This window comes from Massilia aquatica (assembly GCF_011682045.1).
GTDB classification, from domain to species: Bacteria; Pseudomonadota; Gammaproteobacteria; order Burkholderiales; family Burkholderiaceae_D; genus Telluria_A; species Telluria_A aquatica.
In genome coordinates this window covers 41,361-67,025 of the sequence record NZ_VVIW01000033.1, presented here as the reverse complement: position 1 = coordinate 67,025, position 25,665 = coordinate 41,361, and the positions used below count along the sequence as shown (strand labels likewise).

The window sequence follows — 25,665 nt, the reverse complement described above, 5'->3', positions numbered from 1 at the left end:
GCCCAATTTGAGGCCGGAAGCTTCTATTTCATTCGACTTTCGCACGCGAAAGTGAATCGCTATCGACGGCGGCGAAGACGCGCTTGGCATGCTCAGCGAAAAAACTGTCTGCCGCGCAGGCTCCTAGGGAAGCACTGATCACTTGATAATTTCGACGGTCATGGTGATGACGTCGCCGACTGATTTTCGGAGCGCTCCGAATTCATGTTTTCACAATAGATGACGCGGGGGATTTCGCGATGTTGATGCATTTCTGCGTGCTTTTCATCAACAGGACGGAGTTCGGGCCTCGGACACCTTAAATTGCCGGCCAGCGAGCACCAGATTGGCAAAGCCGAACAGCGTAAACAGTTGCGCGGCGTTTTTCGCCAGACCACGATAGCGTGCTTTGCGATGGCGAAAGAGGTTCTTCACGACATGAAACGGATGCTCCACTTTCGCCCGGACACTCGCTTTCAGGTGTTCCATCTTTTCCGTCATGCGGCCGAGTTTGTTGGTAGGAAGCGCTTTGCGTTTGGCACGTTTCATCGCGACGTGCCAGGTCACATTTTTCCCCAGATTTTCTTCGCGTTTTTCGACGCCCTGATAGCCCGCATCACCCAGTACTGCGACTTCCTCGCCATGCAGCAGCGCATGCGCCTGCGTCACGTCCGACACGTTGCCTGCCGTGGCGATCACGGTATGCACCAAGCCCGAAGCCGCATCCACGCCAACATGCGCTTTCAGTCCGAAATGCCAGTCGTTTCCCTTCTTCGACTGGTGCATTTCCGGGTCGCGTTTCTTGTCCTTGTTCTTGGTCGAGGGAGGCGATGCGATCAGCGTGGCATCGACAATGGTACCTTCGCGCATTGTCAAACCCTGCGCCGCCAGGTGTCCGTTGATCGTGTCGAAGATCTTGCGCGTGAGGTTGTTCTTTTCCAGCAAACGGCGAAACTTCAGCAACGTCGTCGCGTCCGGGGCCGACTCGCGATTGAGGTCGATACCGATGAAGCCACGGATAGCCTGGCTGTCGTAGATTGCATCCTCGATGCCCTCATCCGACAATCCGAAGCACTGCTGGACAACATACATGCGCAGCATGCGTTCCAAGCCGATAGGCGGACGGCCCGCGCCTTCCACCTTCGGATAAAACGGTTCGACCAACGCATACAGTTGCGGCCATGGCGTGACGCTTTCGATTTTTGCCAGGAACACATCCCGCCGTGTCAGCTTCTTCTTGGCAGCATACTCGAGGTCGGAGAAGCTCTTCTGCATGATCGATTTTACCGTAATGAACGAGCTGTCATTGTCTCAGGTCTGGTGATAGCTTGGAACCGGGCCGGGGCAATAAATCAGCACTTCCCTAGGGAATCGCTGATTTATTCAATATTTTCAAGAATTTCGCGTGTTACCTTTGATTCTAAAGGGCGCGATTTTTCGAAAAGTGAATAAATCAGCACTTCCCTAGCGCACGCATTAACCAATACTAGACTCATAGCGAATTCCGTCCTTATTTATTCTGCAGCACCATTTTGCGGCCTTCGCCCATTGCTGTGGTGCCACATTCCTCTCTACCGTGCCTTCAGCAATCAGGTCGTCCCGAACCCCGTCCTCGTTTCGGTCCTCGTTGTAGATCGCCACGTCCATTCCTTCGTAAAACGTTACTAATGTTCCGGCAGAGTCCACTTTAGTATCGTCCTTCGCTAGTAAAACGAGGTCTGATTCTAGCATCTCATTAAAGTCCACACATATGCGGGGAATTTTGTTTAGCATTTGCATGGCTTCCCGCGCTGATCGGCTGGCACCGGATTTTTGACGGTCGGTGTAAAGAGCTTATTTGCTTGCTCTGGAGTTATACCGCTAACTGTTGCATGATTGGGATTTTGTTTGTGTCCATCCATTATGATTGTCCCTCCAGCCGCCTCAATCGCTCCGACTGTGGCGACGCCAACACTTCCGTTTTTAAAGGGTTGAGCAAGCTCCATCAACTGCCCCCCGGGCTTCGCTTGCGTAGATAGTCCGGTCATCGTTCCGTCAGGTTTAATATGCACACCGCTACCATTTTTAAACATGTCAACCTCGCAAAGCCCGCCTCTGCATACAATATCGCTGTCCTTTAATACGTTATGCAACCCCAGAGGATCGATCCAGCGTATTGGGTTTGGAGCATATGCATAAGAATTTTGGCCGCCTTGAAGTCCTATCGGGTCTATAGATACGAATCGCCCGCAATCTGAGTCGTAATAACGGAAGCGATTATAGTATAAGCCAGTCTCGATGTCGTGATATTGACCCTGAAAGCGAATTGGCTGCACACTATTTAAGAGATCTTTCGTTTCCAGGCTTTCGCCTGATTTAGACTTTTCTTCTCTTAAGGGGCGATCAAATGTGTTGAATATGGTCCCCCACGCCTTATATTCAGCAGCCCAGCAAATGATCCCTTTCTGACTTGTAACTTCACGTGGAGTGCCCAGATGATCAGTTTGTAGATAGCCAACATCAGCTTCCTTTGAACGGTACAAATCGCCAGAATTTTTGATAACTAACTGGGCAATTGGTACAAAGGAGGCCGGTTCGTAAACATACGTCCGACTGCTGTGCCCGCGCGCTTCACTCAATAGTCGATTCCCATCCCACGAAAATAGGGTAGCACCGAACGCATCGCGCTTCGCAATTCTCCGTCCGAACGGATCGTAGACGTACGTTACCGTCTGCACTGTTGGCTGAGCGCTTTGCGCATGGCGCGTCACAACCGCCTTGACCAGTTGATGCGCTCCGTTCCACACAAAGCGCATACGCGTGTGGCTGCCCACCAGCTTCTCGGTCAGATTGCCATGCACATCGTAATCGTAGCGCTTGTCTTCGAACACCCGAACCCGGTTGCCTTCGACCCGGCCCACGCCGACTATGCTTTCATCAAGCAAATTGTGCGCAGGATCGAATGCGAAACGCTCGTTCGACTGCGGCTGCACAGCAGACAGAATGCGCCCGATAACGTCATAGCTATACGTTGTGCGGCCATTGCGCTTGTCGTCGATTGCCAGCAAGTTGCCGTTGTCGTCATATTCATATTTGCGCGCGATGACCGGAGCCGCCCCCTCACCGACGACGATCCGGCCCGCCACCTGCGACAGCATGCGTCCCATCGGATCATAGCGGAACTGGCTGGTCAGTGCGCCTTGGGTACGGCTGATCGGGCGGTGCAGTTGGTCGCGCTCGATGTCGGTGATCACTTCGCCGTCAATATTGATCTGGTGCAGGTGGCCGGAACCATAGAACAGGTTGTTAAGTACCCGCCCATCCGGCAGCACGGTCTGGATTCGATTGCCCAACTCGTCGTATGCGTGCCGCAGGAGCGTTGTCTCGCCTCCGCTTTCGGTCCGCTCGGCTACGAGTTGTCCGAGGGCGTCGTATTCCAGCGACACGATTGCATCTGCATTGATGGCTTGCGTCATGCGACCCAGATCGTCGTATGCGAAGCGCACACGCAGCTGTTCCGCGCTGGCAGGACCGGTCACGCGCGAAACGATCTTATCGATCAACTGGCCGGCGCTGTCGCGTGCAAAGGTGGTGTCGATACGGGTGTACTCGGTGCGCGCGCCGCTGCCGAGTTCTTCTTTTGCCACCAGCGAACCGCTATTGTCGTAGCGGTAGCGCGTCAGGCGCGCGTCAAAGCCGGTTTCTTCGATCAGGCTGTCCAGCGCGTCGTAAACGAAGCGATGTACGTCGCCATTCTCGTTGATCAGCTCGGCCATGCGACGTACGGTGTCATAGCGGTACTCGAGCACGCCGCCGCGCGCGTCGATGCGCTTGAGTGGCTGTCCATCGGTGTCGAGGATGTAGCTAGTGCGGTTGCCGGCCGCGTCAATCTGAGCCACCAAGCGGCCTAGTGCGTCGTATTCGTAACGCTTGGTAGCGCCGTCCGGTTGCACCGCCTCAATGAGGCGTCCTGCCGCGTCATAGTTGTAGAAAGTCGCGTTGCCCTGGGCATCAAGTACGCGCAGCGGCTTGCCATCGACATCGTAGCTGAAGTAGCTGGTGTTGCCCGAGCAATCGGTGTAGCTGATCAGTTGTGCGGCGCGGTTGTAGGCCAGCTTTTTGACGCCTCCGGCTGCGTCCGTCACCTTGACCGGCAAGCCGTGCTCGTCGTACTGGTAGGCGGTGCGGTTGCCCAGCGCATCGGTAACGCTCGCCAGGTTGCCGAAGTCGTCGTAGCGCAGGGCGGTTGTGGCGCCGAGCGCGTCGGTGATCAGCGCCGGCTTGTCGAAGCGGGTATCGTAGACGATGCCGGTGCCCTTGCCGTCGCTTTCGATGCGGGTGACGCGACTGCGCTGGTCGTAGCGGTAGCTGACGCTGCGTCCGCCTGGATCGGTGATGCTGAGGACATTGCCGTTGCTGTCGAGACGGCGCGTGGTCACGCCGCCGGCCGCATCCACCTGGCCGATGTAGCGGCGCTTGGCATCGAAGCGGTAACGCTCTTCGCGCCCCAGGTTATCGGTGATGACCGTTTCGTGTTCCAGATAGTGAAAGTTCCACGACCGGCCGTTGTTGATCCAGTTGCGCGTGACCTTGCCGCAGGCTGCATACTCATCGTATTCATAGCGCGACACCACGCCGCCCGGCTGGCTGTGCTCGATCATCACGTGATTGCGATAGGCGAACTGGCGCATCACGTCGCCCTTGCCGTTGCTGACCTTGGCCAGGTTACCGCTGGCATCGTACTCGTACGCGACCAGCAGTTCGGTGTCGCTTTCGGGCTCGGCCGGCTGCATGGCAATGCTGCGCAGGCGCGGGTAGCCGCGGTGGTCTTCGAACGTCAGCAGGTAGCCGCGCCCGGCGCTGTCCTCGACCCGCTCGGGCAATTGGCGCTGGTTGTAGGCGATGGTGATGCGGTTGCCGTTGGCATCGATCTGGCCGACCAGACGCGCGATGTTGTGAGCAGAGTCGGGCAGGGAGAACAGATCGCGCTCGCCCTTGTCGTCAACCAGCTCGAAGCAACGCTCGTGCGTGCGTACGAGCGTGATTTTTTCCGAGGGCGAATACAGCGATTCGCCAATGCCCGGCAATGAAAATGTGATCTCACGTGCGAAAGGGTCGAGCACGATGACGCTGTCGACGTTGATTTCCAGGGCAAGCGACAGCGGTGTACTCCAGCCGGAACCCAGCCAGCCTGCTTGCCGCTGCGCGGAGCTGTAAGTTCGTTGCCAGATCAGTGGCAACGCTGCAGGCAACGCGAAGTCCATGTCGATAGCGCCTGCAAAGATTTTGCTACCCGAAATTGGATTGACGGGGTTTGCTCTAAGCAGGCAGGTCGGGCAATCAATCTTCGCCTGACCTTCATTCGGCGCTTCGTTCTGCTTGGGCTTGCCAGCCTCCGGCTTTGCCGGCGCCGGTTTTTCCACAGCCGGCGCCTTGCCCGCGCCCTCGGCTCCTGCCCGGTTTTTTATCCTCAAGGATGGATGGTTTAAAACGATCTGCTCGTTCTTCTTCAGCCAGGTGGTGAATACCAGCCCTAATTTGCTGCTGCCGAGTTTTTCAAGCAGCTTTGTCCCGAGTTTGCCCGCACACAAGGCCACGATTGCCGCTAGCAGCCCAACAATCAAAATGAACTTGCCTTTTGCGAAGGACTCCGCCGACGCGTTGATGAGCACGCGGTATTGGTTGCGTTCAGTTTCAGGCAGCAAACCGGCACGGATAGCCAAAGCGAAGCCCTCAACCATGGGCATGACAAGCATCGGCACCACTTGCACGAATGCTTTTGCCAAATCGGCCAGGCCCAACAGCGTCATGACGGCGGTTGCAAGCTCAAGGCCGACCTGCGTGCCGACAACTGCGCCAGGCACCGCTCCGACCCCACCGGCCAGGGAGCCAATGGCCCCGCCCACGACGCCACCGAGGACCGCGCCCCCTCCAAGGTACTTGGCCATATCTTTGCCGACCTCCAGCAGGACGCCTTTTACCATGGAAAAGTCGAGACCCTGGACGACTGAGGCCAACAGCATGACGACACGCTGGTCCGCTGCCTTCAGCGCCTCGTCGACTGCGATAAGGCATGCCCCCCCCGGAAGTTGCCGCACTACACCCGTCATCGTCGGCAAAGGATGCGATCTAGAAAACCGTTGCAGGCGGGCTTCGATATCGTTGACTGCCTTTACGCCGCCCGTTACGTAATTCCGCTCCAGGGTTGCCAATGCATTGCGGACCTTATGCAAATCGATAGAGATGTCAACACTGCTCATGAAACGGATCTTTCTTTGGGGGGAACGGAAACCAGCGGGGCAATATTTGAAATACAATCTTGCACACTCAATATTATACGATATTGAACTGTCAACTTAAAAAAACGAGCTGATGCGGACGATTTAACGGCGTTGCAGGAGCCTGCAACGCCCGGTTCAGCGCTGCTGGCCCGGCGCGCCGTCAACCGGCCCGAGTGGTAGCGCGGCAGGCCTGGTAGTCTGCGCCGGTGCGGCCGGCGCCTTCGGCGTGGCCGCCAGGCGCGGCACCCGGCGCGCCGTTTCAATGCCCTGGTTGAACAGCACCTGGAACGGATTGCCCAGATAAGGCAGCACCATCACGATCACCAGCATGCCGACCCCGAGTGTGATCGGAAAGCCAATCCCGAAAATGTTCAACTGCGGCGCCGCGCGCGTCAAAATGCCCAGTGCCACTTGCGTAATGAGCAGCGCCGCCACGATCGGCAGCGACAGGTGCAGCCCCGCGCTGAAGATCAGCCCGCCCCATTTGGCCATTTCCCATTCCGCCGAGGACGACATCGGCGTGGCCGAAATCGGCATCGTGATAAAACTCTCGGCCAGCGCTTCAAGCAACACCAGATGCGCGTTGGCGGCCAAAAACGCCATGGTCGCAATCAGCGCCAGAAACTGGCTTACGGCCGAGGAACGCCCCTTGGTCAGCGGATCGAAAAAACTGGCAAAGCCCAGCCCCATGGTCAGGCTGCAAATTTCGCCGGCCATTTCGATGGCGGCGAACACCAGGCGGATGGCAAAGCCCATCGCCACCCCGATCAGCAATTCCTGCACCAAAATCAGCAGCCCCGCCATCGACAGCGGATCGGCCGCCGGCAGCGCCGGAATGGCCGGCGCGATAATACTCGCCAGCAGCACGCCGAGCGCAACTTTCACCGTCGTCGGCACGCTGGCGTTGCCAAACAGGGGCGCGGCGGTAATGAGCCCGAGAATGCGGGTCAGCGGCCACAGCAGGCCGGCGATCCACGCATTCATCTCGATGCTGGTGATGGTGATCATGCGATGGGAGGTGACGCGGGCGCGTCAGTTGACCAGGCCGGGAATGCCCGTAAATACCTGGCGCATGTAGTCGAGCATGACCGCCAGCATCCACGGTCCGGCCACGATCAGGGCGACAAAAATGCCGACCAGCTTGGGAATGAAGGACAGGGTCGCTTCATTGATCTGGGTGGCGGCCTGGAAGATGCTGACAATCAGGCCGATAATCAGCGCCACCAGCAGCATGGGCGCGGCCACCATCAGGGTAACTTCCATGGCCGTGCGGCCCATTGTCATGACGCTTTCGGGAGTCATCGGCGGCCTCGCTAGTAAAAACTCTGCGCGAGCGAGCCGAGCAGCAGTTGCCAGCCATCGACCAGCACGAACAGCATCAGCTTGAAGGGCAGCGAAATGACCGCCGGCGACATCATCATCATCCCCATCGACATCAGCACCGATGCCACCACCATATCGATGATGAGAAACGGGATGAAGATCGCAAAGCCGATCTGGAACGCGGTTTTCAGTTCACTGGTCACAAAGGCGGGAATCAGTATGCGCAGCGGAATGTCTTCCGGCCCCTGCAAGGCGGCCGAGCGCGAAATTTTGACGAACATGGCCAGGTCGGCCTGGCGCGTCTGGCGGATCATGAAGGTTTTCAGCGGCGCCACGGCGCGCTCCATGGCGACGTCCATTTCGATCTTGTTTTCCTGCAGCGGCTGGTAGGCATCCACGTAAATCTTGTCGAACACCGGGCCCATCACGAACAGGGTCAGGAACAGCGCCAGCCCGACCATGACCTGGTTGGGCGGGGCCGACTGGGTGCCGATCGCCTGGCGCAGCAAGGAGAGCACGATGATAATGCGGGTAAAACTGGTCATCATCAGCAGTACCGCCGGGATGAACGACAGCGCCGTCATCAACAGCAGCGTCTGGACCGGCAGCGAATAGGCGGTGCCGCCGCCCGGCGCCGGCGCGCTGGTGAAGGTCGGGATGCCCGGCGCGGCCATGGCCAGCGCCGGCAGGCCGAGGGCCAGCAGCGGCAGCAGTTGCATACTGCGGCGCGCGTAGTGCGTCAAAGGAAAAGTCCGCTTAGCGTCCATTGCGCTTGTCGATCGTCTGCTTGAGCCACTCGGCAAAGGTGCCGGACGCGGGACCGTTGGTCACCACGGCGGGCCCGCCCGGGGTTTCCTGTTTTGGCATGGTGGCCAGCGCGTTGATGCGGCCGGGCGAGGCGCCCACCACGATCCACTGGTCGCCCACTTCAATCACGATGACCCGTTCGCGCCCACCCAGGCTGAGCGCGCCGATGGTGCGCATCTGGGCCGCGCCGGCGGCCGCTTGCGGGCCGAAACGCTTCATGAACCAGACCATGGCGCCCAACAGGGCCAGCACCAGGGTCAGCGCAAAAATGGTTTGCAGCAGGTTGCCGGCCGACGGTCCCGCCATCGGACCGGGCGTGGCCGGCACGGCGCTGGCGGCGGGCAGGGCGGCGACCGGGGCCGGGGCAGGGGCAGGAGCCGTAACCACGGGAACGCTGGCCTGCGGCTCGGCGGCGGCGGGAACCGCTGCGGCCGGCGTAGGTGCGACCGGAACGGACGCGGCCGGCGCCGATGCAGCAGCGGGAACCGACGCAGCGGGAACAGACGCAACCGGCGCAGGCGCAGCGGTCCCAGCCGCCTGGGCGGCAACCATCCCCGGCGCCAGGCTGCACGCCAGCGCCACGGCGGCAATCAGGCGCGCCGTCATTTATTGAGTTTTCGAATCCGTTCGGACGGGGTGATGATGTCCGTCAGGCGAATTCCGAATTTATCGTTCACCACCACCACCTCGCCCTGGGCGATCAGGCAGCCGTTGACCAGCACGTCCATCGGCTCGCCCGCCAGGCCGTCGAGCTCGACCACCGAACCCTGGGCCAGTTGCAGCAGGTTCTTGATGGCGATCTTGGTCCGTCCCAGCTCGACCGTGAGCTGGACCGGGATGTCGAGGATGAAGTCGATATCGTTCGGCGTGTCGGGCTTGGTGCCCTTGTTCGAAAAATCCTTGAACACGGCCGCGCTGGCTGCCTGGGTTTGCAGGGCTTCGGCTTCCGCCTTGGCCTGCTCGGCAATGGCCGCGCCCCAGTCGTCCATTGCGTCGTCATCGGTAGTATCGGACATAGTGCTCTCCTAAATTATTTGGTGTCCGCATTGGCGAGCAGTTTCTCGACCTTTAGCGCATATTGTCCGTTGAGCACGCCATACGTGCAATCCATCACCGGCACGCCATCGACGGTGGCCTGGATCTGTTCGGGTACGTTGAGGGGGACGATGTCGCCCACCTTGAAATTGAGAATCTCGTCGAACGAGGCGCGCGCCGTGCCCAGCACCGCCACCAGTTCGACTTCGGCGATCTGGATCTGCTGCGTCATCAGGCGGATCCAGCGCTTGTCGACTTCCAGCGCTTCGCCTTGCAGGCTGGAGGTGAGCGTGTCGCGGATCGGCTCGATCATCGAGTACGGCATGCAGATGTGGATCTGGCCGCTCACCGAGCCAAGCTCGATGGTAAACGTGGACGAGACCACCACTTCGTTCGGGGTGGCGATGTTGGCGAACTGGGTATTCATCTCGGAACGGATGTACTCGAACTCGACCGGATACACCGGTTCCCACGATTTCGCATACGAATCGAACACGATATCGAGGATGCGCAAGATGATGCGCTGCTCGGTCTGGGTAAAATCGCGCCCCTCGACCCGGGTATGAAAGCGCCCGTCGCCGCCGAACAGATTATCGACCAGCAAGAACACCAGGCCCGGATCGAACACGATCAGGGCCGTGCCGCGTAGCGGCTTCATGTGGACCAGGTTCAGGTTGGTCGGCACCACCAGGTTGCGGATGAATTCGCTATATTTCGAGACCCGCACCGAGCCCACCGACACTTCGGCGCTGCGGCGGATGTAGTTGAACAGCCCGACCCGCAGCAAGCGCGCGAAACGCTCGTTGATGATCTCGAGCGTCGGCATGCGCCCGCGCACGATGCGTTCCTGCGTAGCCAGGTTGTAGGTGCGTACGCCCGTGTTGTCTTCGGGCGCGGAGGCTTCGTCGGCGTCGCCGTTGACGCCCTTGAGCAGCGCATCGACTTCTTCCTGCGAGAGAAAATTATCGGCCATGGAGGATCACTGGATGATGAACTGGGTGAACATGACTTCGTTGACTTCCTGGGATTCCTCGTGCTCGGCGAATGGCTTCTTGATCGCTTCCATGACTTCCTCGGCCAGCTTGGTCTTGCCTTCCACCGTGGTCAGCTCCGACGCCTTCTTGGCCGACAGCAGCAGCAGCACGCGGCTGCGCACCTTCGGCATATTGTTCTTGACCAGGTCGGCCTGCTCCTGGCCGGCCATCTCCAGGGTGATCGAGACCTGCAGCATGTGCTCTTGTTCGGCGTCCGGCTGCAGGTTGACGGTAAATACTTCGAGCGGAGCGAATACCGGCGGCGCATGCGCCTTGGCGGCCTTTTTCTTCTTCTTGGCTGGCTTGGCGCTTTCTTCGGCTTCCTCGCCACCCTTGTCGCCATGCATCAGGAACCAGCCCGCGCCGCCACCGCCCAGCACCAGCACGGCCACGATCGCACCGATCATGGCCATTTTCTTCGACGGCGGCTTTGCGGCCGCGTCAGGGGGAGCTGCAGCTTTCATGTTTGCTTTCGCTTTCAAAGTACCTCAAGACGACGTCGGTGGATCATGCCGTCATTATGTCATTATCGCGAGGAAATGAGCGGGCAGATGCGTGGAAAACAGGGCCGATCGCGGCCCAACTCGTGGCTTGGCATCGACATCCGATGCGCTTTTCATACGCCGCCTTGCGCGCATGGCCGGGAAGGCTAGGCAAATTGACAAGTGAGCATGCCTGGCGTTATCAGGCGAAGGTGTCGACCAGGCCCAGCCCGCCGCCTTGCACCGGGGTGCGGGCGGCCAGGCGTTCGTTGGCGTCGGCCGCGCTGCCGTTGATCAAGCCGCCCGGGCCGGCGTTGCCGCCGCTGCCGCCATTGCCGGCCATGGCGCGTTCACCCTGGTCCTGGCGCTGCTCCGGCATGCCGGCGTTGACGCTGGCGTTACCCAGCGAGATGCCGCTCTCGTCCATCATCTCGCGCAGCTTCGGCATGGCGTTTTCCAGCGCCTGGCGTACTTCCAGCTCGCCCGAGGAGAACGTTACGCTGGCGTTGTCGCCACTGATGTTCAGCACCACCTGGACCGGGCCCAGATCGGGCGGATTGAGGGTGAGGGTGGCGCTTTGTTCCTTGCCGGCCACCATCCAGACAATTTTCTGGCCGACCTGGTTGTCCCAGGCCGGGGTGCCCACGCGCGCCGAGAGCTTGTCGGCGCCGCCGTTGGCCGCCTGCGCCAGGCTAACCGCGGCCTGTTGCAGCGGCGCGGCCACCGGCGCAGCTTCGGTGGCCGTGGTGTCGATGGCGGTAATGGCGTCGGGCAGTTCGCGCGCGGCTGGCGCAAATTTGGCGGCGTCGCCTGGCACGAGCGCCGTTTGCAGCGCCGTCGTTTGCGCAGGTGTGGCCTGGCCCTGGGCGGTGTCGGTGCTGGCGGCGCCGGCGGCGCGCGGCATGGCGCCTTCGAGCAGGGCGCGCAGTTCGCCTTGCGGGGCGGCGTCGGACGCCGTTGTCAGCGCCGCATCGCCTGGCAGGCTCAGAGCGCCGACAGCCGGCGGCGTAGGGGCGCCGTCGACCGTCGGGAAGCGCCCGGCGGCAGCGGCCATGGCCGGCGCGCTCAAGGCGGCCAGCGCGGCGTCGGCCGCCAGGCCAGGATCGGCGGCGGCGGTGGTAGCGGCGGCGCGGCTCGACGCCAGCGTGCTCCAAGCTGGATCAAGGGCGACCGGCGTGGCGGCCGCTTGCGCCGGCTGGGTCAGGCTGGCGACCAGGGCCAGCATGTCGGCCATGGGCAGTTGTTCGGCGCGCGCGGCTGCCGCTGCGGCGCTGTCGGCGGCGGCTGCTGCGGCGGCGCTGTCATCGCTGGCCGGGGCGCTGCCCTTGTCGCCGGATGGGGCCTGGGCGCGGCTGTTGTTCGCTGGCGCTGCCGGGCGCGCCGGCGCGCTGTCCGGCGCGGGCGCTGCGGCCTGTTCGGCTTTGGCCCCCTGTTCCATACGCGGAGCCGGGGCCTTGTCGGCCGGCCGCGGGGCGGCGGCCTTGGCGGCGGGCGCGGCCGGCTGCTGGTGCATGCTCTGGCGCTGCGCGATCTCGCGCGAGAGCGTCTGTCCGAACTGCACCGCCGGTTGCGCGGCGGCGGCATTGGTGCGCGCCGGGGCCGGGGTGGCGTTCAGGGCGGCCAGTTGCTGGAGGGGAGAAGTGGACATGGCGGGCGATCGGTAAGTTATGTCGGATGCATCAACGTTTGTAATAAGCCTGGCGGGCGGCGTGTTCGTCCATCTGTTTCTGGTCGCGCTTGTTTTCCAGGCGCAGTGCTTCGGCGGCGGCGCGCTCGTTCAAGGTGCGGTACGACACCCGCTTGCGCTCGCTGGCCTGCCACAGGCCCTTTTCCACCGCGCTCCTGTGGTGCGCATGCTTGACGATCTCGCGCTGGCCCATGATCGCGTGCTCCAGCTTGCCGATGAAGGCGATGAAGTTGGCGTACGCCATCGGCGTGATGCCGTTGCGCTGCGCCGCATCGAGCTTTTGCGCGTAATCTTCCAGGTAGCCCAGCAGCATTTGCAGCTTTTGTTCGGTTTCCTCGGCCGCCTTGAGCGCCACCCCCAGCCGCTTGGCGGCATCGTCGGTGTCGCGCTGGGCCAGTTCGAGCAGGGTATCGAGGACGGTTTGTTTTGCCATAATGCATCATTATAGGCATCCCGTCCGCTAGTCCATCACGAGAACAGAGAGGTCAATTCGGCCAAGCTCTGCGGCATGCCGATGTTGTCGCCGATCTCCTGGCACAGGAAGGCTTCGATCTTGTCGTTGAGGGCGATGGCCTGGTCGAGCACCGGATCGCTGCCGTGGGCGTAGGCGCCGACCGTGATCAGGTCGCGCGAGCGCTCGAAGCGCGAATACAACTGCTTCAGACGCCGCGCCGCGTGCTGGTGGGCGGTGGTGGTGATGGTGTGCATGGCGCGGCTGATCGATTGCTCGATGTCGATGGCCGGATAGTGCCCGGACTCGGCCAGGCGCCGGTTGAGCACGAAGTGGCCGTCCAAAATCGCGCGCGCCGAGTCGGCGATCGGGTCCTGCTGGTCGTCGCCCTCGGTCAGCACAGTGTAGAAGGCGGTGATCGAGCCGCCGCCCTGCAGGCCGTTGCCGGCCCGTTCCACCAGCACCGGCAGCTTGGCGAACACCGACGGCGGATAGCCCTTGGTGGCGGGCGGCTCGCCGATGGCCAGGGCGATTTCGCGCTGCGCCATGGCGTAGCGGGTCAGCGAATCCATGATCATGAGCACGTTCTTGCCCTGGTCGCGGAAATGTTCGGCAATCGCCGTGGTGTAGGCCGCGCCTTGCAGGCGCATCAGCGGCGGCGTGTCGGCCGGGGCCGCCACCACGGCGGCGCGCGCCAGGCCTTCCGGCCCGAGGATGTGTTCGATGAACTCCTTGACCTCGCGGCCGCGTTCGCCGATCAGGCCAACGACGACCACATCGGCCTTGGTGTAGCGCGCCATCATGCCCAGCAGCACCGATTTGCCGACGCCGGAACCGGCGAACAGGCCCAGGCGCTGGCCGCGGCCGACGGTGAGCATGGCGTTGATGGCGCGAATGCCCACGTCCAGCGTTTCCACGATCGGGGCGCGGTCGAGCGGATTGGCGGGGCGCACGTTGATCGGGCCGCTGTCGTCGGTCAGCAGGGGACCGAGGCCATCCAACGGCCGGCCGGCGCCGTCGACCACCCGGCCCAGCAAACCCATGCCGACCGGCAGGTGGCGCGCGCGGTCGCTCGGGCGGCGCCGGGGATGGGCCACCGAACCCGGACGCGGCAGGGTCGCTTCGACCGGCAGCACCTTGGTGCCGGGGACGATGCCTTCGACATCGCTTTGCGGCATCAGGAACAGGCGGTCGCCGTCGAAACCGACCACTTCGGCCTCGACCCGGTTGCCGGCCGGCATAGGAATGGTGCAGGCGCTGCCGACCGCCAGCTTCAGGCCGACGCATTCCATGACCAGCCCGGCCACGCGCGTGATGCGGCCCGAAACCTGCTGCGGCTCGACGAAGCCGACCAGGGTGCTGCAGTCGCGCAGGTAGGCGGACCAGCGCGCCGTGTGTTTGTCGGGCGTGATGGCGGAATCGGATTGGCTCATCGGACCAGCCACTCCACGTCGTCCTTGCCGAGCGCGTGCGCCAGGCGCTGCCAGCGCACTTCGGCCTGGGCGTCGATCTGGTTGCTGGCGGTATCGATCTTGCAACCGCCACGGCCGATCTGGGCGTCGTCCACCACGCGCCAGCCGCCCTTGTCGAGTTCTTCGCCGATCTGCTCGCGCACCAGGCGCGCATCGTCGGGATTGAGCATGAGCACGGCCGGCTGTTGCAGCACCGGCAGGTAAGAGATGGCGTCGCGCACCACCGGAATGATCAGCTCGGGCTTGACCTCGAGCGCGATGCGCAGCATGTTCTTTGCCAGTTGCAGCGCCAGTTCGAGCATGTCGCCGGCGATGCTCTCGTCGGCTTGCGTGAGCGCCTGGCCGAAGGTGGCGGCAACCGCTTGCAGGCTGGCCAGTTCCGCCGCGCATTCCTCGCGCCCGAGTGCGTGCGCATCGGCATAGCCGGCTTCGTGTCCCGCCGCGTGTCCCGCTTCATAGCCTTCCTGGCGGGCCTGCTCGCGGATGGCGGCAATTTCCTCGTCGGTGGGCCAGTCGGGCGCGGGCGGCGCCTCCGGCAGCGCTTCTTGCTCGGGCGAGGTGTCGAGAAACACCGGTTCCGGCTCCGGAACACGGTCGAAGGAATTCATTTCCCAGCGCTGGTACGCGGTTTGCAGTTCTTTTGGAAGGGTAGCCATCAGACGAAGGAATCCTCACCTTTGCCGAGCACGATCTGGCCTTCGTCGGACAGGCGGCGCACGATCTGCAGGATTTGTTTTTGCTGGGTTTCGACTTCGGACAGGCGCACCGGTCCTTTCGATTCGAGGTCTTCGCGCATCATCTCGCCGGCGCGCGCCGACATATTGCGGAAGATTTTTTCGCGCAGTTCCTGCGAAGCGCCCTTGAGCGCCATGATCAGCATTTCCGACTGCACTTCGCGCAGCAGCAGCTGGATGCCGCGGTCGTCGATGTCGATGATGTTATCGAACACGAACATCTCGTCCATGATCTTCTGGGCCATGTCGTTGTCGTAGTTCTTGATGTTGTCCATCACCGAACCTTCTTGCTCGCCGCTCATGAAGTTGAGGATCTCGGCCGCCGCGCGCACCCCGCCCAGCGACGATTTCTTGATGTTTTCGTTGCCCGACAGCAGCTTGGTCAGCACGTCGTTCAGTTCGCGCAAGGCGGCCGGCTGCACGCCGTCCAGGGTGGCGATGCGCAGCACCACGTCGTTGCGCAGGCGGTCGGTGAAGTTGCCCAGGATTTCGCACGCCTGGTCGCGCTCGAGGTGGACCAGGATGGTGGCGATGATTTGCGGGTGCTCGTTGCGGATCAGCTCCGACACCGACGAGGCGTCCATCCACTTCAGGCTTTCGATGCCGGACGCATCCTTGCCGCCCAGGATGCGCGACAGCAGCACCGAAGCCTTGTCGTCGCCCAGCGCCTTGGTCAGCACCTGGCGGATGTACTCGTCCGAATCGAGGCCGACCGTGGAAATGAGTTCGGTCTGCTCGCGAAACGAGTCGAGCACCGTGACCACCTGTTCGTGCTGCACGTTTTTCATGGTGGCCATGGCCGCGCCGAGTTTCAAGACCTCGCGCGGGCCGAGGAAGCGCATTACTTCGGCCGCCTCGGACTCGCCGATGGCGAGCATCAGGATGGCAGCCTTCTGGATTCCATTATCATTCATTTGTACCTACCCATGCCTTGATGACGTTTGCGACGATGCGCGGATCTTCCTGCGCCAGTTTCTTGGCCAGCGCCAGGTTGGCCCGGTAGCTGTGGTCCTGCGCCGTTTCGGCCTCGGCTTCGGCGACTTCGGCGGCTGCGGCCGCTTCCGCCAGGCTCGCCTCGTCGGCCTTTTCTTCCTCTGCCGCGGTCGGCTCGGGCGGCACTTCGTGGGCCTTGTCGAACTTGGTCATGACCGGGCGCAGCATCGGACGCAGCAGGCGGAAGTACAGGAACGCAATGATAGCGGCCACGAACAGATACTTGGCAATATCCTTGGCCAGCGGCAGGTTGGCCGGGTCGCGCCACCAGTCGAGCGTGGGGGCCGGCACGTCCGGCTTGTCGACCCCGTCGAAGGCGGCATTGGTCACGTTGAGCGTGTCGCCACGGTCCTTGTTGTAGCCCATCGCTTCCTTGACCAGGTCGTTGATCTGGGCGACCTGGGCGGCCGTCAGGGGCGTCACCGTGACCTTGCCGGTCCTGGCGTCGACCGAACGGCGGTGGTTGACCAGCACGCCGACGGTCAGGCGCTTGACCAGGCCCATCGGGCGCTGCTCGTAGCGGATGGTCTTGTCGACTTCAAAATTGGTGGTGGTGTCCTTGCGGGTCGGGCCGCTGACCACGGCCGGGGCCGCGCCGGGCGCACCGGCGGCGGTCAGCGGCGCGGTGGCCAGGCCCGGCGGCTGGTTCGAGAGCGCGCCCGGCACGCCGGCCGGGTTGACGCTGCCGGGGCCGTTCGCTTCGGACGTCTGCTGGCTGCGGATCGACTGCGGCTCCGGCGGCGAATTGGGCTTGTAGACTTCGGCGGCGGTGTCGACCTGGGCGAAATCGATGTCGGCAGTCGCTTCGGCGCGCACATTGCCCTGGCCGACCAGCGGCGTGATCAGCGACTCGACCTGCTTGATGATGTTTTTCTGGATCGCTTCGACGTATTTGAGCTGGTTGGGGTCGAGCTTGCGCGCGTTGTTGCTCTTGTCGGGATCCGACAGCAGGTTGCCGGCCTGGTCGACCACGGTGACGTTCGAGACCGGCAGTTCGGACACGCTCGAGGCCAGCAGGTGCACGATGGCGTTGACCTGGGCCTGGTCGATCACCCTCCCGGTTTGCAGGTTCAACAAGACCGAAGCGGTCGGTTTTTGCTGTTCGCGCACGAACACCGACGGTTTCGGCAGCGCCAGGTGCACGCGCGCCGAGCTGACGGCGGCAATCGACTCGATCGAGCGCGCCAGTTCGCCTTCGAGCGAGCGCTGGTAATTGACTTGTTCGTGGAACTGGGACACGCCCAGTTTCTGGTTTTCCATCAGCTCGAAGCCGACCGTGCCGCCCTTGGGCAAGCCTTGCGCGGCCAGCTTGAGACGCACGCCGTGGACTTGCTCGTTGGGCACCATGATCGAGGCGCCGCCGTCCGAGAATTTGTACGGCACCGCCATCTGGTCGAGCGAGGCCATGATGGCGCCGCCATCCTTGTCGCTGACATTGGTAAACAGCACGCCGTATTCGACGCGCTGGCTCCACATCCAGACGCCCAGCATCAAGGCCAGCACCGCCGCGATGCCGAGGCCGCGCAGGAAATTCTTGCCGAGCGGCGTCTGCAGGAACGTCGGGGGCGGCGTGTCCTGTGGGGGGATATCGACGAGATCTTCTGCGGTTGCAGCTGCCATGGTGGTGGGTGTCCGACGGGCCAGGCCCGAAACTGGGTAAGAATTTCCCAAACCTGCGCAAAGGCTGGGGCTCAGACTCCATTATGTGGGGCAGGGGGCTTGCTTAAAGCCCCGAACAGAGCGCGCTTTCCCGCCCTGCTCGACGGCCCGGCGCGCCACCCGGGTGCTATTCTGGCACCCTGACTTCGCTGGTATACATATTGCGTATTGTACGCCCGGCGGTCTGAACAGAGGAAACGACATGAACGTGAACGGAATCGGATCGGACCGGATCGAAGCCATGATGGCCCAGCTCAAGGCGGCGTCGACGCGCCCGGCGGGCGGCATCGGGCCGGCGGTCAAGGTCACGCCCGAGCCGGCCGTCGCCAAGGTCGATTTTGCCGATGCGCTCAAGAATTCCATCGCCCAGGTCAGCGAGGCCCAGCTCAAGGCGGGCGAGCAGGGCAAGGCGTTCACCATGGGCGACGACAAGGTCAGCCTGTCGGATGTGATGGTGTCGATGCAGAAGGCCAGTATTGGTTTCCAGGCAACTGTGCAGGTGCGTAACAAGCTGGTGTCGGCGTATCACGAGATCATGAATATGCAGGTGTAGTGCCGGGCGGGCGGGCTGGCTGGCGCCTGCGCTTCATCGATGGTTCTCGGGGCCGACTATTTTCAATTTCCCTGGGGCGTGGTCATGCTCAGGGCAGATCAGCGTTCCACTGCATGCAGCATCACGGTCCACTATGCACGGGCGGAAGAGGCGTCGTCCGGCGACGCCCAGCAATCATCATGGTGATCTCACGTCGATCCGGATCGCGCGGGCTTGCTGCTCAACCGGCATAGCCTGAAATTTTCTTTCTTGCAATATTTCATCAAATCGCGTTTACTGGTGCTTTTGCGCGGCCTCACTGCCGGGAAAGCAGGATTGCCGATTCATGGATGAGAAACACGAGACCTTCCCGAACGCCCTGGAAGCGCTGATGCTGGTCATCGCCTTGTACATGGCCGAGTACCTGGTGGGCGCGGCGCTGTACGACGTGCGCGGCGCCTTGTCGATGGAACCGCGCGACTTGGGCGGCATGATCATGGTGCTTGGCTATGGCATTGTCTTCACCGCGCTGATGGGCTATAAAAACCTGAGCTACCGCGCGTTGTTTCATGCGTCTTCCGCCTCCAGACCGGCCACCATGCTGGTGCTGTTTCCGGCGCTTGGCCTGACGCTGCCCCTGATCTTCATGTTCATGGTGACCCTGGACGCAGCGCTGATGGCGCTGTTTCCCATGACCCCGCAGGAACGCGCGCTGCTGGGCAGCCTCAATGCCGGCAGCGTGACCATGGTCGTGGTGATCTGCGTGCTGGCGCCGGTGCTGGAAGAAATGCTGTTTCGCGGGATTATCCTGCGCAGCTTCCTGGGCCAGTATCCGAAATGGGCCGCCATCCTGGCATCGGCCGGCCTGTTCGGCTTTGCCCACATGAATATCTATCAATATGTCGGCGCGGTGATCATCGGCGTGTTTCTTGGCTGGCTGTACGAGCGTACCAGGTCGCTGCTGCCCTGCATCGCGCTGCATGCCGCCTACAATACCGCATGCATCATGGTCGACCAGGGCGATGCCGGCGCCGCGCAGGACGCCTTTCCGGCGTTCGCGGCGTCCACCTGGCTGCTGGCGATGCTGCTGGGCGCTGCCGGGATGACGATCTTGTACCGCGTTTTGCATGAACCGGCAGGGCGGCGCGGCCGATAAATTATCACCGCCACCAGTCGAGCAGGGTTTCATCCTCGAGGTTCTCGACGTTCTTGTAGATATTGCAGAAGTACCAAGGGTGGCCAGTCCTGGCCGTGAATGGATCGAGCAACTCCGCCACCTTGTCCATGCCGGCCGAGGCCGGGATCGAGATGGCGATACTGCCGCCAAACCTGCCATCGACGCTGCCATGAAGCTGGGTCGACAGTGCGCGATCAAGTGCGTCGATATCGTCGTAGGAAATATCATCGGCATAAATCTGGATGCAAAAATTCCCGCCGCGCCGCACCACGACCGCCGGTTTTCCCGGCTCGGTAATGTCGATGATATCGCCCTTGGCCAGATTCAAGGCCAATCCCGGCGAGGCCAGCAGTTCATAGGTGTGATTGCCGAGATCGAAGGCCGGCAGGTTCTCGAAGACAGGGGCGACAGCGTCTTCCCTGATGCACACGTCGATCACCGTTTTCTTGTAGTTCATATCTCACTCTGCGACGATGTTCCATAAATATTGCCGCTATGATACCGACTTTGTGCACCGTTCAAGCAGGAGACCCAGATGGAATTGAGAAACACGCTTGATCAAATCAAGAGCGATCTTGCGGCATATTATGCGTCGGAGTATGCCGATGATGACGACAATACGAGGAAAAACCTGGCGCTGAAAGCAAGGATGCGGGAAGTGATCATCGCTGCCTACGACAAGCAAGATGATGAGGTATTCCATGAAGCACTCGCGGTGCTTTCACAAAGTACCGGATGCGCCGAGGATTATGCTGTTTTCGTCGACATAACCGATGAGCTGGTGGACAAGAACATGATCACGCTCGATCAATTCCGGGAGCTGTTGCACGGCTCTCCGTGCAACCGGTGGCTGTGAGCGGGGCGCATGATGGATCATCCAAAGCCAGTTATTTTCTGGAATCTGGATATCGGGGAGGGCGTGGTCGTTTTCGACGATATCTCGCATCTTCCCGATGCGTTCGAGGCGGCCCGGCATATCGACTGCCTCAGGGAAGACATGCTGCAGATCCGGTTTGGCGACGATGTGCTGCTCGATGTCGGCTGGTATCCCTCGTTCCGCAAGCACGGCCATTTTCTCCTCATGCTGGTGAAAAACCAGGACTGGGAACAGCCGCTCGAGAGCGCCAAATTCACCGATGTGGTGACGCTCAAACAGCGCATCGCCCACATCGCCGGCAAGCTTGCTTCACCCATTTGAAAAGGAAACCGATGTCGACCTCTATTCAACACCTGCTGTGCGGGGCGCTGCTGACGCTTGCCAGCGCCAATGCCAGCGCGACCAGCCCCTGCCGGGATCCTGATGGCTGCCTGGACGAGTGGGCCGTGATGATCCTTCTTTTATCGGAAACGCAACTGACATACTGCCCGCAGTTTGCGTCCTGGAGTGAGACTCAAAAAAAGGAGCTGTTGGAAAAGGTGGTCGGCGGGGAAGGTTCGCCCGGCTACCTCGAGCGTTTGCGTGCAACCGAGGAGTATGCCAAGCGCCCCGATATAGCCGCCCAGATCAAGGAAAAGCCGGAAGCAATCGAGGGGATGTGCAAGGATTTGTTGATCAAACCAAAGTAAGGAGGGTGGCGCCAGCGCCGCCGCCAACCCTCCGTGGCGCGTCGCTCAGTTGCCGCAACCCTCCGCCGCCGGTTCACCGCAGGCAATCATGCGCCGCACCGTCGGATTGCCGGCGTAACCCGTATGGGCGCGGTCAGGCAGTTCCAGCAGTCCCAGATAGGTCGGCGCATTCGACACCACCACATCGATGATCGGATACGTGGCGGGCGCGGCGAACGGGCTTTTCACCAGGGTGTACGACAGCACATCGTTGGGATCGGTAAACGCCACCACGGTCGGCACCCCGGTCGGCTTGCCGAAGCCCTGCATGCGGCTGCGTTCGATCAGGGCCTGGATCGGATCGGCCGGGAAGTCGTTCGGCCCCGGCGGCGCCATGCCGCCATCGAGATCCATCTCGGCCAGCCTCAATAGCGGCAACTGGTTGGCGCGCATGAAAATGAGCGGGGTGCGCTCGAACACTTGCAGCGCCGCTGCCGCCTGCTGCGGTGACGAGGCCAGCCGGAACAGGGCATCGAAGGTCACTTTGCTGCCCAGGCTGTCGGTGATGAGCACCAGCGGCACCGGTTCGGGCGGCACCTCGCCGCCGCCCGGCACCAACGTCGCGCCGTTGGCGTTGCCCACCGCCTGCAAAATGGCCGTCTGCATGCGCTGGTTGATGGTCTCGCGCGCCTTGCCCTGGTAAATCACGGCGTCGGCCAGGCAATCGTCGAGCAACTTGTCTTTCAGCGCGCGGTTGAGCGAGGCGCGCTGGTACGGATAGGGGACGGCGGCCGGGTCCGCCGAACAGGCGCCGGACTTGTTACTCTGGTCGTAGCACAGCTCGCTCTTGAGCGGACGCGTCAGGGGCGACCACAAAATCGCGTTGACGTTGACCGATCCACCCGCCAGCGCCAGGCTCTGGCGGTACAGCACGATGCCGGTATCGCCCACATCGCTGCGCGAGAGCGCCACCTGCGCCGCGTCGCCGCCCAGGCCTTCGACCAGCTGCGCCACCGATTCCCTGGCCCAGCTTTCATCCTGGGTGCACATGCCGTGCACCAGCAGCACGTCGAGCGGGCGATCCGGCTTGAGCAGGCTGGTCACGCCAGCAAAGGTCGGCAGGGTCGTCGGCGTAGCGTCGAGCACGGGTGTGCGGTAGGGGCTGGTACAGGCGACCAGGCAAGCCAGGGTGGCTGACAGCACGAGTGTACGTTTCATCATCATTCTCCGAAAAAGTCCGCGGTGAACTTGAAACATACGCCCTCAGGCCGAGGCGTGCCCGGCTATCGGCACGCTGTTGGCCGCCCGTCAATCAGACTGCTGCCGGGAGGATATTTTCTCAGCCCAGGCCGGCCATGCGCGCGTTGCGTTCGCGTTCGAGCTTGGTGATGTACTTTTGCACGCTGGCAAGAGCGCCGCGCGAGATGTCGACAAAGGCGCAGCCGAGGCGGCGGTTGGTCTTGTCGTTGAGCAGGGTCAGGTCGACCGAGTTGCGGATCATCAGGGTGGTCTGGACCGCGCCCACATCCGGCAAGTCGATGCGGCAAGCGGCGTAGCTGTGGCCGATGGTGTTGCCCAGCACTAGCTTGTTGTCGAGGATGGCGATGCCGCCGCAGCTGATATCGGCCAGCGGAAACACGTGGGTGCCGCCGCCCAGGTCGTGCGGCAGGCGGATCACCACCGAGACCGGGTTGCTGACCGGCGTGATCATGCGGTAGAACTCGCGCCGTTGCAGGCGGATCATGGTTTCCGGAATCGGCATCACGAAGGCCGGAGTCTCCTCGAAGGTGCTGGCCTGCACTTCTTCGGACGAGAACAGGATGCGGATCTTGTCGAGCGAAGTCTCGAACATGATCCGGCCCACATGGGCGAAGCGGCGGTGCTGCTCGGGGTCGGCCGAGCCGTCCAGGGTCACCGTGTTGTTGTCGGGATCGACATCGAGAATGGCCGAGACGCACACTTCGGTGCCGCGCCGGATGACCATGCGCACCAGCTGGCGCTTCTCGCCGATGCTGCGCAGCAGTGCGATGATTTCCTTGCGCGAGGCGACTTCGAAGTCGTGCCAGCTTTCTATATCGGAATCATTGGTTGATTGCATCTTTGTCTGCCGCTTCTTGTGGTCGGTCGATGAAAAGGGCTGCGTCCGGTGGGGCGGGCAGGGGACCGCCGCTGGCCTGGGCGGCTTCAATATGATATAGCCAGGCCAGCAGTTCCGCAATCGCCCGGTACAGGCCGGGCGGGATCTGGCTGTCCAGGTCGACGCCCATCAGCAGGGCCACCAGTTCTTTCGATTCGTGCACGAAGACGCCGGCATCCCTGGCGCGCTCGATGATCTGGGCGGCAATCAGGCCCTTGCCTTTGGCCACCACCTTGGGCGCCGGATCGCCATTGTTGTAGGCCAGCGCAACGGCCGACTGGGCGCGCTTCGGCGGCGCTTTAGTCATTGCCGGGCTCCGGGGTGCGGATCACCAGCGAGGCCAGCGCCGTGCCGGACACATCCAGCGCCGAGGTCAGTTCGCCGGCGCGCGCGCGCAGGGCCTCGCCCGTGCCGGCGCTGGCGGTGCGCAGTTCGATGTGGACCTTGTCGCCGGTGGTGACGATGGTCGCCTCGATCTCGCCCAGCAGGGGAAAGCGCAGGCGCATGCCGCTGCGCCACACCGGGGCGCTGTCTTCCCCGGCGCCGCGACCGCGCTGTTCGGGCGCATCCTTATGGATTTCCCACTGCAAGTCCTGGCCCGGCGCCAGCTGGCCCTGCCAGGTTACGCGCGCCTGTTCCTGGGTCGTCAGTTGCAGGTTGATGAGCTGGGCGCTGGCCAGTTCCGCCGCCGAGCCCGGTTTGGCGCCGGACGTGCTCGTGGCTTGCTGCATCTGCGGCTCGCGCTGCAGTTCGCTCAAGGGGCGCTTGCCGTCGGCCCATTCGGCCACGTGCGACTCATAAAACACGCCGCTGCCGCTGATGCTCTGTTCCAGCTTGCGCGCCAGTTCGGCCGCTGGCGGCACGCCGTTTTTCGGGTCGATCAGGGGCGCCGCGCCGGCGATCGCGGGCGGCTTGCCGGAGACGGGATGGCCGATGTCGAGTATGCGCGCGAGCAATTGTCCGGTATTGCTGATTCTGGCCGGGAGGGTATTGGCGTCGAGCTTGGGCAGGTCGGCGCTGGCGGTCATGGGCGACTTGCCGAGCAGGGCCGCGGCCAGGCTGGTGGTGCGCCCGGCCATGTTGGCGGCGCCGGCGCCCTTGCTTTCCTGCGGCGCGGTTTGTGGCAACCCGGGCGGCGGCAGCGGCGCGCGTTCCGGCGTGGCGGCCGCCGGCAGGGCAGGCTGGGCGGTGGCGCCCGGCAAGGGGGGCTGGGGTGTGGCGGCAGGCTGGCCCGGCAACTGGCCGGGCTGGCCGGGGTCCAGGCGGAACTGCGGACGCGGCGTGATGGAAATCAGGGTCATCGGCACTTCGGTGCCGGCTTGCGCCCCCTGGGGCAGGCTCATGCGGGCCTGTTCGCCCGCCACCCTGACCAGAAACGTGCCGTCGTTGAACCTGGACAGCACCGCCACCTGCATCGACTTGCCGACTTCGGTCGACAGGACGCGGGTGAGCGCTTCCTGGCGCGCATCGCCAACCCCGGGCGCGGGGCGTGCCGGGTCGATTCTTCCGACTTGCCCCGGTCCGTCGGTACGCGCCAGCATCGCGAGGACGACTAGACGCCGCCGTAGGCGTTATTCAGGCGGCGCGAGGTGCCGCTGCTGTTGATCAGTTGCGACAGCTGCGCCATCCAGGGCGTGGTCAGGTCGCGGATGGTGCGGTCGTACGCCAGCAACTGCTTGATGATCGCCACTTTCTTGACCCGGCTGGCGCCGTCCAGCAAGATCTGCTGGTCGTTGGCCTGCAAGGCGCTGGCGTGCGCGCCGACCCGCTTTTCGAGCAGGCTCAGTTCATCCCACTCGCCGCATTCGGCCGCGGCCACCATCTGTTCCGACAGGGCCAGCATGGCTTCGTAGGTGGAGAGCACGTCGTCGTTGGTCATCGCTTTGGTCATGGTCATCATTCAGGCGCTCATCAGGTTGGACATGCGGTTGGGCGCCATTTCGGACGCGGGATTGACGACCGGTGCGGCGCCGATGGCGTTCCAGGTTTCGCGCAGCTCGGTCAGCAAGCCCTGGATTTCGACCATGATCTCGGTATCGTTTTTCAGGTTCGCCGCCAGCAGGCGCGCGCTCATGTATTCGTACAGGGCGTCGAGGTTCTCGGCGATCTGGCCGCCAGCTTTTTTGTCGAGGCTGGCGCGCAAGCCATTGTCGATGATCTGGATGGCTTTCGAGATCGCCTTGCCTTTTTCCGGAATGTTGCCCGACTTCATGTGCATCAGGCCGGTCAGCACCGCCACCAGCGCGCCGTCGAACAGCATGACGATCAGCTTGTGCGGGGAGGCTGCCACCACACTCGTTTCCAGGCCGACCTTGGCGTAGCTGCTTGCGCCCCTGTTGGGAGATCCAAACATAATTA

27 protein-coding genes are annotated in these 25,665 nt (G+C 62.5%); 5 read left to right on the top strand and 22 right to left on the bottom strand.

All coding sequences use genetic code 11. From position 1 onward, the window contains the following. Positions 1-267: 267 nt before the first annotated feature. From F1609_RS30995 to fliF, 15 genes are all read right to left on the bottom strand, one after another. Positions 268-1,254, bottom strand: a complete 987-nt coding sequence (locus F1609_RS30995) for an IS5 family transposase (protein ID WP_167081256.1) — start codon at positions 1,252-1,254, stop codon at positions 268-270. 491 nt (positions 1,255-1,745) lie between these two features. Further along, positions 1,746-6,218 carry a DUF6861 domain-containing protein gene (locus F1609_RS30990; protein ID WP_167081255.1) on the bottom strand — a complete coding sequence of 1,491 codons (4,473 nt, stop codon included), beginning with the start codon at positions 6,216-6,218 and terminating at the stop codon, positions 1,746-1,748. Positions 6,219-6,374: 156 nt separating this feature from the next. Next, the gene (gene fliR / locus F1609_RS30985) at positions 6,375-7,247 is read right to left on the bottom strand and encodes a flagellar biosynthetic protein FliR (protein ID WP_167081253.1); all 873 of its coding nucleotides are present in this window, start codon (positions 7,245-7,247) and stop codon (positions 6,375-6,377) included. Between the two features lie 24 nt (positions 7,248-7,271). Continuing rightward, positions 7,272-7,541 (bottom strand): flagellar biosynthesis protein FliQ, encoded by a 270-nt coding sequence (fliQ, locus tag F1609_RS30980; protein ID WP_166880531.1) that lies wholly within the window; start codon positions 7,539-7,541, stop codon positions 7,272-7,274. Between the two features lie 11 nt (positions 7,542-7,552). Beyond that, positions 7,553-8,329, bottom strand: coding sequence for a flagellar type III secretion system pore protein FliP (fliP, locus tag F1609_RS30975; protein WP_167081251.1), 777 nt, complete (start codon positions 8,327-8,329; stop codon positions 7,553-7,555). Beyond that, entirely contained in the window at positions 8,319-8,975 is a 657-nt protein-coding gene (gene fliO / locus F1609_RS30970) for a flagellar biosynthetic protein FliO (protein ID WP_229422153.1), read from the bottom strand. The genes fliP and fliO overlap by 11 nt, the downstream gene beginning before the upstream one ends. Then, a complete protein-coding gene (gene fliN, locus F1609_RS30965; protein ID WP_167081249.1) occupies positions 8,972-9,385 on the bottom strand; it encodes a flagellar motor switch protein FliN in 414 nt (137 codons plus the stop codon). Before fliN ends, fliO begins: the two co-directional genes overlap by 4 nt. A gap of 14 nt (positions 9,386-9,399) precedes the next feature. Further along, positions 9,400-10,377: a flagellar motor switch protein FliM gene (gene fliM, locus F1609_RS30960; protein ID WP_166880536.1), complete on the bottom strand. Its 978-nt coding sequence runs from the start codon at positions 10,375-10,377 to the stop codon at positions 9,400-9,402. 6 nt (positions 10,378-10,383) lie between these two features. Beyond that, the gene (fliL, locus tag F1609_RS30955; RefSeq protein ID WP_167081247.1) at positions 10,384-10,902 is read right to left on the bottom strand and encodes a flagellar basal body-associated protein FliL; all 519 of its coding nucleotides are present in this window, start codon (positions 10,900-10,902) and stop codon (positions 10,384-10,386) included. A gap of 220 nt (positions 10,903-11,122) precedes the next feature. Continuing rightward, positions 11,123-12,568, bottom strand: a complete 1,446-nt coding sequence (locus F1609_RS30950; RefSeq protein ID WP_167081245.1) for a flagellar hook-length control protein FliK — start codon at positions 12,566-12,568, stop codon at positions 11,123-11,125. A 31-nt stretch (positions 12,569-12,599) separates the two neighbouring features. After that, positions 12,600-13,040 (bottom strand): flagellar export protein FliJ, encoded by a 441-nt coding sequence (gene fliJ, locus F1609_RS30945; RefSeq protein WP_167081243.1) that lies wholly within the window; start codon positions 13,038-13,040, stop codon positions 12,600-12,602. Positions 13,041-13,075: 35 nt separating this feature from the next. After that, the gene (fliI, locus tag F1609_RS30940; protein ID WP_167081241.1) at positions 13,076-14,491 is read right to left on the bottom strand and encodes a flagellar protein export ATPase FliI; all 1,416 of its coding nucleotides are present in this window, start codon (positions 14,489-14,491) and stop codon (positions 13,076-13,078) included. After that, entirely contained in the window at positions 14,488-15,186 is a 699-nt protein-coding gene (locus F1609_RS30935; RefSeq protein WP_167081239.1) for a flagellar assembly protein FliH, read from the bottom strand. The genes fliI and F1609_RS30935 overlap by 4 nt, the downstream gene beginning before the upstream one ends. Next, a complete protein-coding gene (fliG, locus tag F1609_RS30930; RefSeq protein WP_166880546.1) occupies positions 15,186-16,178 on the bottom strand; it encodes a flagellar motor switch protein FliG in 993 nt (330 codons plus the stop codon). Before fliG ends, F1609_RS30935 begins: the two co-directional genes overlap by 1 nt. After that, entirely contained in the window at positions 16,171-17,877 is a 1,707-nt protein-coding gene (gene fliF / locus F1609_RS30925; RefSeq protein ID WP_167081237.1) for a flagellar basal-body MS-ring/collar protein FliF, read from the bottom strand. The genes fliG and fliF overlap by 8 nt, the downstream gene beginning before the upstream one ends. Positions 17,878-18,118: 241 nt before the next feature. Here fliF and fliE point away from each other — a divergent pair, with 241 nt between their 5' ends. Both fliE and F1609_RS30915 read left to right on the top strand, forming a co-directional pair. Further along, positions 18,119-18,469 carry a flagellar hook-basal body complex protein FliE gene (gene fliE / locus F1609_RS30920; RefSeq protein ID WP_167081235.1) on the top strand — a complete coding sequence of 117 codons (351 nt, stop codon included), beginning with the start codon at positions 18,119-18,121 and terminating at the stop codon, positions 18,467-18,469. A 325-nt stretch (positions 18,470-18,794) separates the two neighbouring features. Beyond that, positions 18,795-19,604 carry a CPBP family intramembrane glutamic endopeptidase gene (locus F1609_RS30915; RefSeq protein WP_167081233.1) on the top strand — a complete coding sequence of 270 codons (810 nt, stop codon included), beginning with the start codon at positions 18,795-18,797 and terminating at the stop codon, positions 19,602-19,604. A gap of 4 nt (positions 19,605-19,608) precedes the next feature. On the opposite strand, the gene F1609_RS30910 is transcribed toward F1609_RS30915, so the two are convergent. Beyond that, positions 19,609-20,082 carry a DUF4265 domain-containing protein gene (locus F1609_RS30910; protein WP_167081231.1) on the bottom strand — a complete coding sequence of 158 codons (474 nt, stop codon included), beginning with the start codon at positions 20,080-20,082 and terminating at the stop codon, positions 19,609-19,611. Between the two features lie 78 nt (positions 20,083-20,160). On the opposite strand from F1609_RS30910, the gene F1609_RS30905 reads away from it, so the two are divergent. From F1609_RS30905 to F1609_RS30895, 3 genes are read left to right on the top strand one after another with little or no spacing between them, the layout of a single operon-like run. Continuing rightward, a complete protein-coding gene (locus F1609_RS30905) occupies positions 20,161-20,481 on the top strand; it encodes a hypothetical protein (protein ID WP_167081228.1) in 321 nt (106 codons plus the stop codon). A gap of 9 nt (positions 20,482-20,490) precedes the next feature. Further along, a complete protein-coding gene (locus F1609_RS30900) occupies positions 20,491-20,823 on the top strand; it encodes a hypothetical protein (RefSeq protein WP_167081218.1) in 333 nt (110 codons plus the stop codon). Between the two features lie 11 nt (positions 20,824-20,834). Beyond that, positions 20,835-21,191 (top strand): hypothetical protein, encoded by a 357-nt coding sequence (locus tag F1609_RS30895; protein ID WP_167081216.1) that lies wholly within the window; start codon positions 20,835-20,837, stop codon positions 21,189-21,191. Between the two features lie 45 nt (positions 21,192-21,236). Here the strand turns inward: F1609_RS30895 and F1609_RS30890 are convergent, their stop codons facing one another. From F1609_RS30890 to fliS, 6 genes are all read right to left on the bottom strand, one after another. Beyond that, positions 21,237-22,388: a hypothetical protein gene (locus F1609_RS30890; RefSeq protein WP_167081214.1), complete on the bottom strand. Its 1,152-nt coding sequence runs from the start codon at positions 22,386-22,388 to the stop codon at positions 21,237-21,239. Positions 22,389-22,509: 121 nt separating this feature from the next. After that, positions 22,510-23,268, bottom strand: a complete 759-nt coding sequence (locus F1609_RS30885; protein WP_167081212.1) for a flagellar brake protein — start codon at positions 23,266-23,268, stop codon at positions 22,510-22,512. Next, complete coding sequence (locus F1609_RS30880; RefSeq protein ID WP_167081210.1) at positions 23,252-23,614, bottom strand: EscU/YscU/HrcU family type III secretion system export apparatus switch protein; 363 nt, start codon at positions 23,612-23,614, stop codon at positions 23,252-23,254. Before F1609_RS30880 ends, F1609_RS30885 begins: the two co-directional genes overlap by 17 nt. Then, a complete protein-coding gene (gene fliK / locus F1609_RS30875; RefSeq protein WP_167081208.1) occupies positions 23,607-24,848 on the bottom strand; it encodes a flagellar hook-length control protein FliK in 1,242 nt (413 codons plus the stop codon). Before fliK ends, F1609_RS30880 begins: the two co-directional genes overlap by 8 nt. Before the next feature lie 11 nt (positions 24,849-24,859). Then, positions 24,860-25,207 (bottom strand): flagellar protein FliT, encoded by a 348-nt coding sequence (locus F1609_RS30870; protein ID WP_229422152.1) that lies wholly within the window; start codon positions 25,205-25,207, stop codon positions 24,860-24,862. Beyond that, positions 25,208-25,660, bottom strand: coding sequence for a flagellar export chaperone FliS (gene fliS, locus F1609_RS30865; protein ID WP_167081206.1), 453 nt, complete (start codon positions 25,658-25,660; stop codon positions 25,208-25,210). It abuts the gene before it with no gap. Positions 25,661-25,665 lie beyond the last annotated feature (5 nt).

Bases quoted from the DNA above. Each gene is read 5' to 3' on its own strand.
- F1609_RS30995 (WP_167081256.1), bottom strand. From the start codon at position 1,254: ATGCAGAAGAGCTTCTCCGACCTCGAGTATGCTGCCAAGAAGAAGCTG.
- F1609_RS30990 (WP_167081255.1), bottom strand. From the start codon at position 6,218: ATGAGCAGTGTTGACATCTCTATCGATTTGCATAAGGTCCGCAATGCA.
- fliR (WP_167081253.1), bottom strand. From the start codon at position 7,247: ATGATCACCATCACCAGCATCGAGATGAATGCGTGGATCGCCGGCCTG.
- fliQ (WP_166880531.1), bottom strand. From the start codon at position 7,541: ATGACTCCCGAAAGCGTCATGACAATGGGCCGCACGGCCATGGAAGTT.
- fliP (WP_167081251.1), bottom strand. From the start codon at position 8,329: ATGGACGCTAAGCGGACTTTTCCTTTGACGCACTACGCGCGCCGCAGT.
- fliO (WP_229422153.1), bottom strand. From the start codon at position 8,975: ATGACGGCGCGCCTGATTGCCGCCGTGGCGCTGGCGTGCAGCCTGGCG.
- fliN (WP_167081249.1), bottom strand. From the start codon at position 9,385: ATGTCCGATACTACCGATGACGACGCAATGGACGACTGGGGCGCGGCC.
- fliM (WP_166880536.1), bottom strand. From the start codon at position 10,377: ATGGCCGATAATTTTCTCTCGCAGGAAGAAGTCGATGCGCTGCTCAAG.
- fliL (WP_167081247.1), bottom strand. From the start codon at position 10,902: ATGAAAGCTGCAGCTCCCCCTGACGCGGCCGCAAAGCCGCCGTCGAAG.
- F1609_RS30950 (WP_167081245.1), bottom strand. From the start codon at position 12,568: ATGTCCACTTCTCCCCTCCAGCAACTGGCCGCCCTGAACGCCACCCCG.
- fliJ (WP_167081243.1), bottom strand. From the start codon at position 13,040: ATGGCAAAACAAACCGTCCTCGATACCCTGCTCGAACTGGCCCAGCGC.
- fliI (WP_167081241.1), bottom strand. From the start codon at position 14,491: ATGAGCCAATCCGATTCCGCCATCACGCCCGACAAACACACGGCGCGC.
- F1609_RS30935 (WP_167081239.1), bottom strand. From the start codon at position 15,186: ATGGCTACCCTTCCAAAAGAACTGCAAACCGCGTACCAGCGCTGGGAA.
- fliG (WP_166880546.1), bottom strand. From the start codon at position 16,178: ATGAATGATAATGGAATCCAGAAGGCTGCCATCCTGATGCTCGCCATC.
- fliF (WP_167081237.1), bottom strand. From the start codon at position 17,877: ATGGCAGCTGCAACCGCAGAAGATCTCGTCGATATCCCCCCACAGGAC.
- fliE (WP_167081235.1), top strand. From the start codon at position 18,119: ATGAACGTGAACGGAATCGGATCGGACCGGATCGAAGCCATGATGGCC.
- F1609_RS30915 (WP_167081233.1), top strand. From the start codon at position 18,795: ATGGATGAGAAACACGAGACCTTCCCGAACGCCCTGGAAGCGCTGATG.
- F1609_RS30910 (WP_167081231.1), bottom strand. From the start codon at position 20,082: ATGAACTACAAGAAAACGGTGATCGACGTGTGCATCAGGGAAGACGCT.
- F1609_RS30905 (WP_167081228.1), top strand. From the start codon at position 20,161: ATGGAATTGAGAAACACGCTTGATCAAATCAAGAGCGATCTTGCGGCA.
- F1609_RS30900 (WP_167081218.1), top strand. From the start codon at position 20,491: ATGATGGATCATCCAAAGCCAGTTATTTTCTGGAATCTGGATATCGGG.
- F1609_RS30895 (WP_167081216.1), top strand. From the start codon at position 20,835: ATGTCGACCTCTATTCAACACCTGCTGTGCGGGGCGCTGCTGACGCTT.
- F1609_RS30890 (WP_167081214.1), bottom strand. From the start codon at position 22,388: ATGAAACGTACACTCGTGCTGTCAGCCACCCTGGCTTGCCTGGTCGCC.
- F1609_RS30885 (WP_167081212.1), bottom strand. From the start codon at position 23,268: ATGCAATCAACCAATGATTCCGATATAGAAAGCTGGCACGACTTCGAA.
- F1609_RS30880 (WP_167081210.1), bottom strand. From the start codon at position 23,614: ATGACTAAAGCGCCGCCGAAGCGCGCCCAGTCGGCCGTTGCGCTGGCC.
- fliK (WP_167081208.1), bottom strand. From the start codon at position 24,848: ATGCTGGCGCGTACCGACGGACCGGGGCAAGTCGGAAGAATCGACCCG.
- F1609_RS30870 (WP_229422152.1), bottom strand. From the start codon at position 25,207: ATGATGACCATGACCAAAGCGATGACCAACGACGACGTGCTCTCCACC.
- fliS (WP_167081206.1), bottom strand. From the start codon at position 25,660: ATGTTTGGATCTCCCAACAGGGGCGCAAGCAGCTACGCCAAGGTCGGC.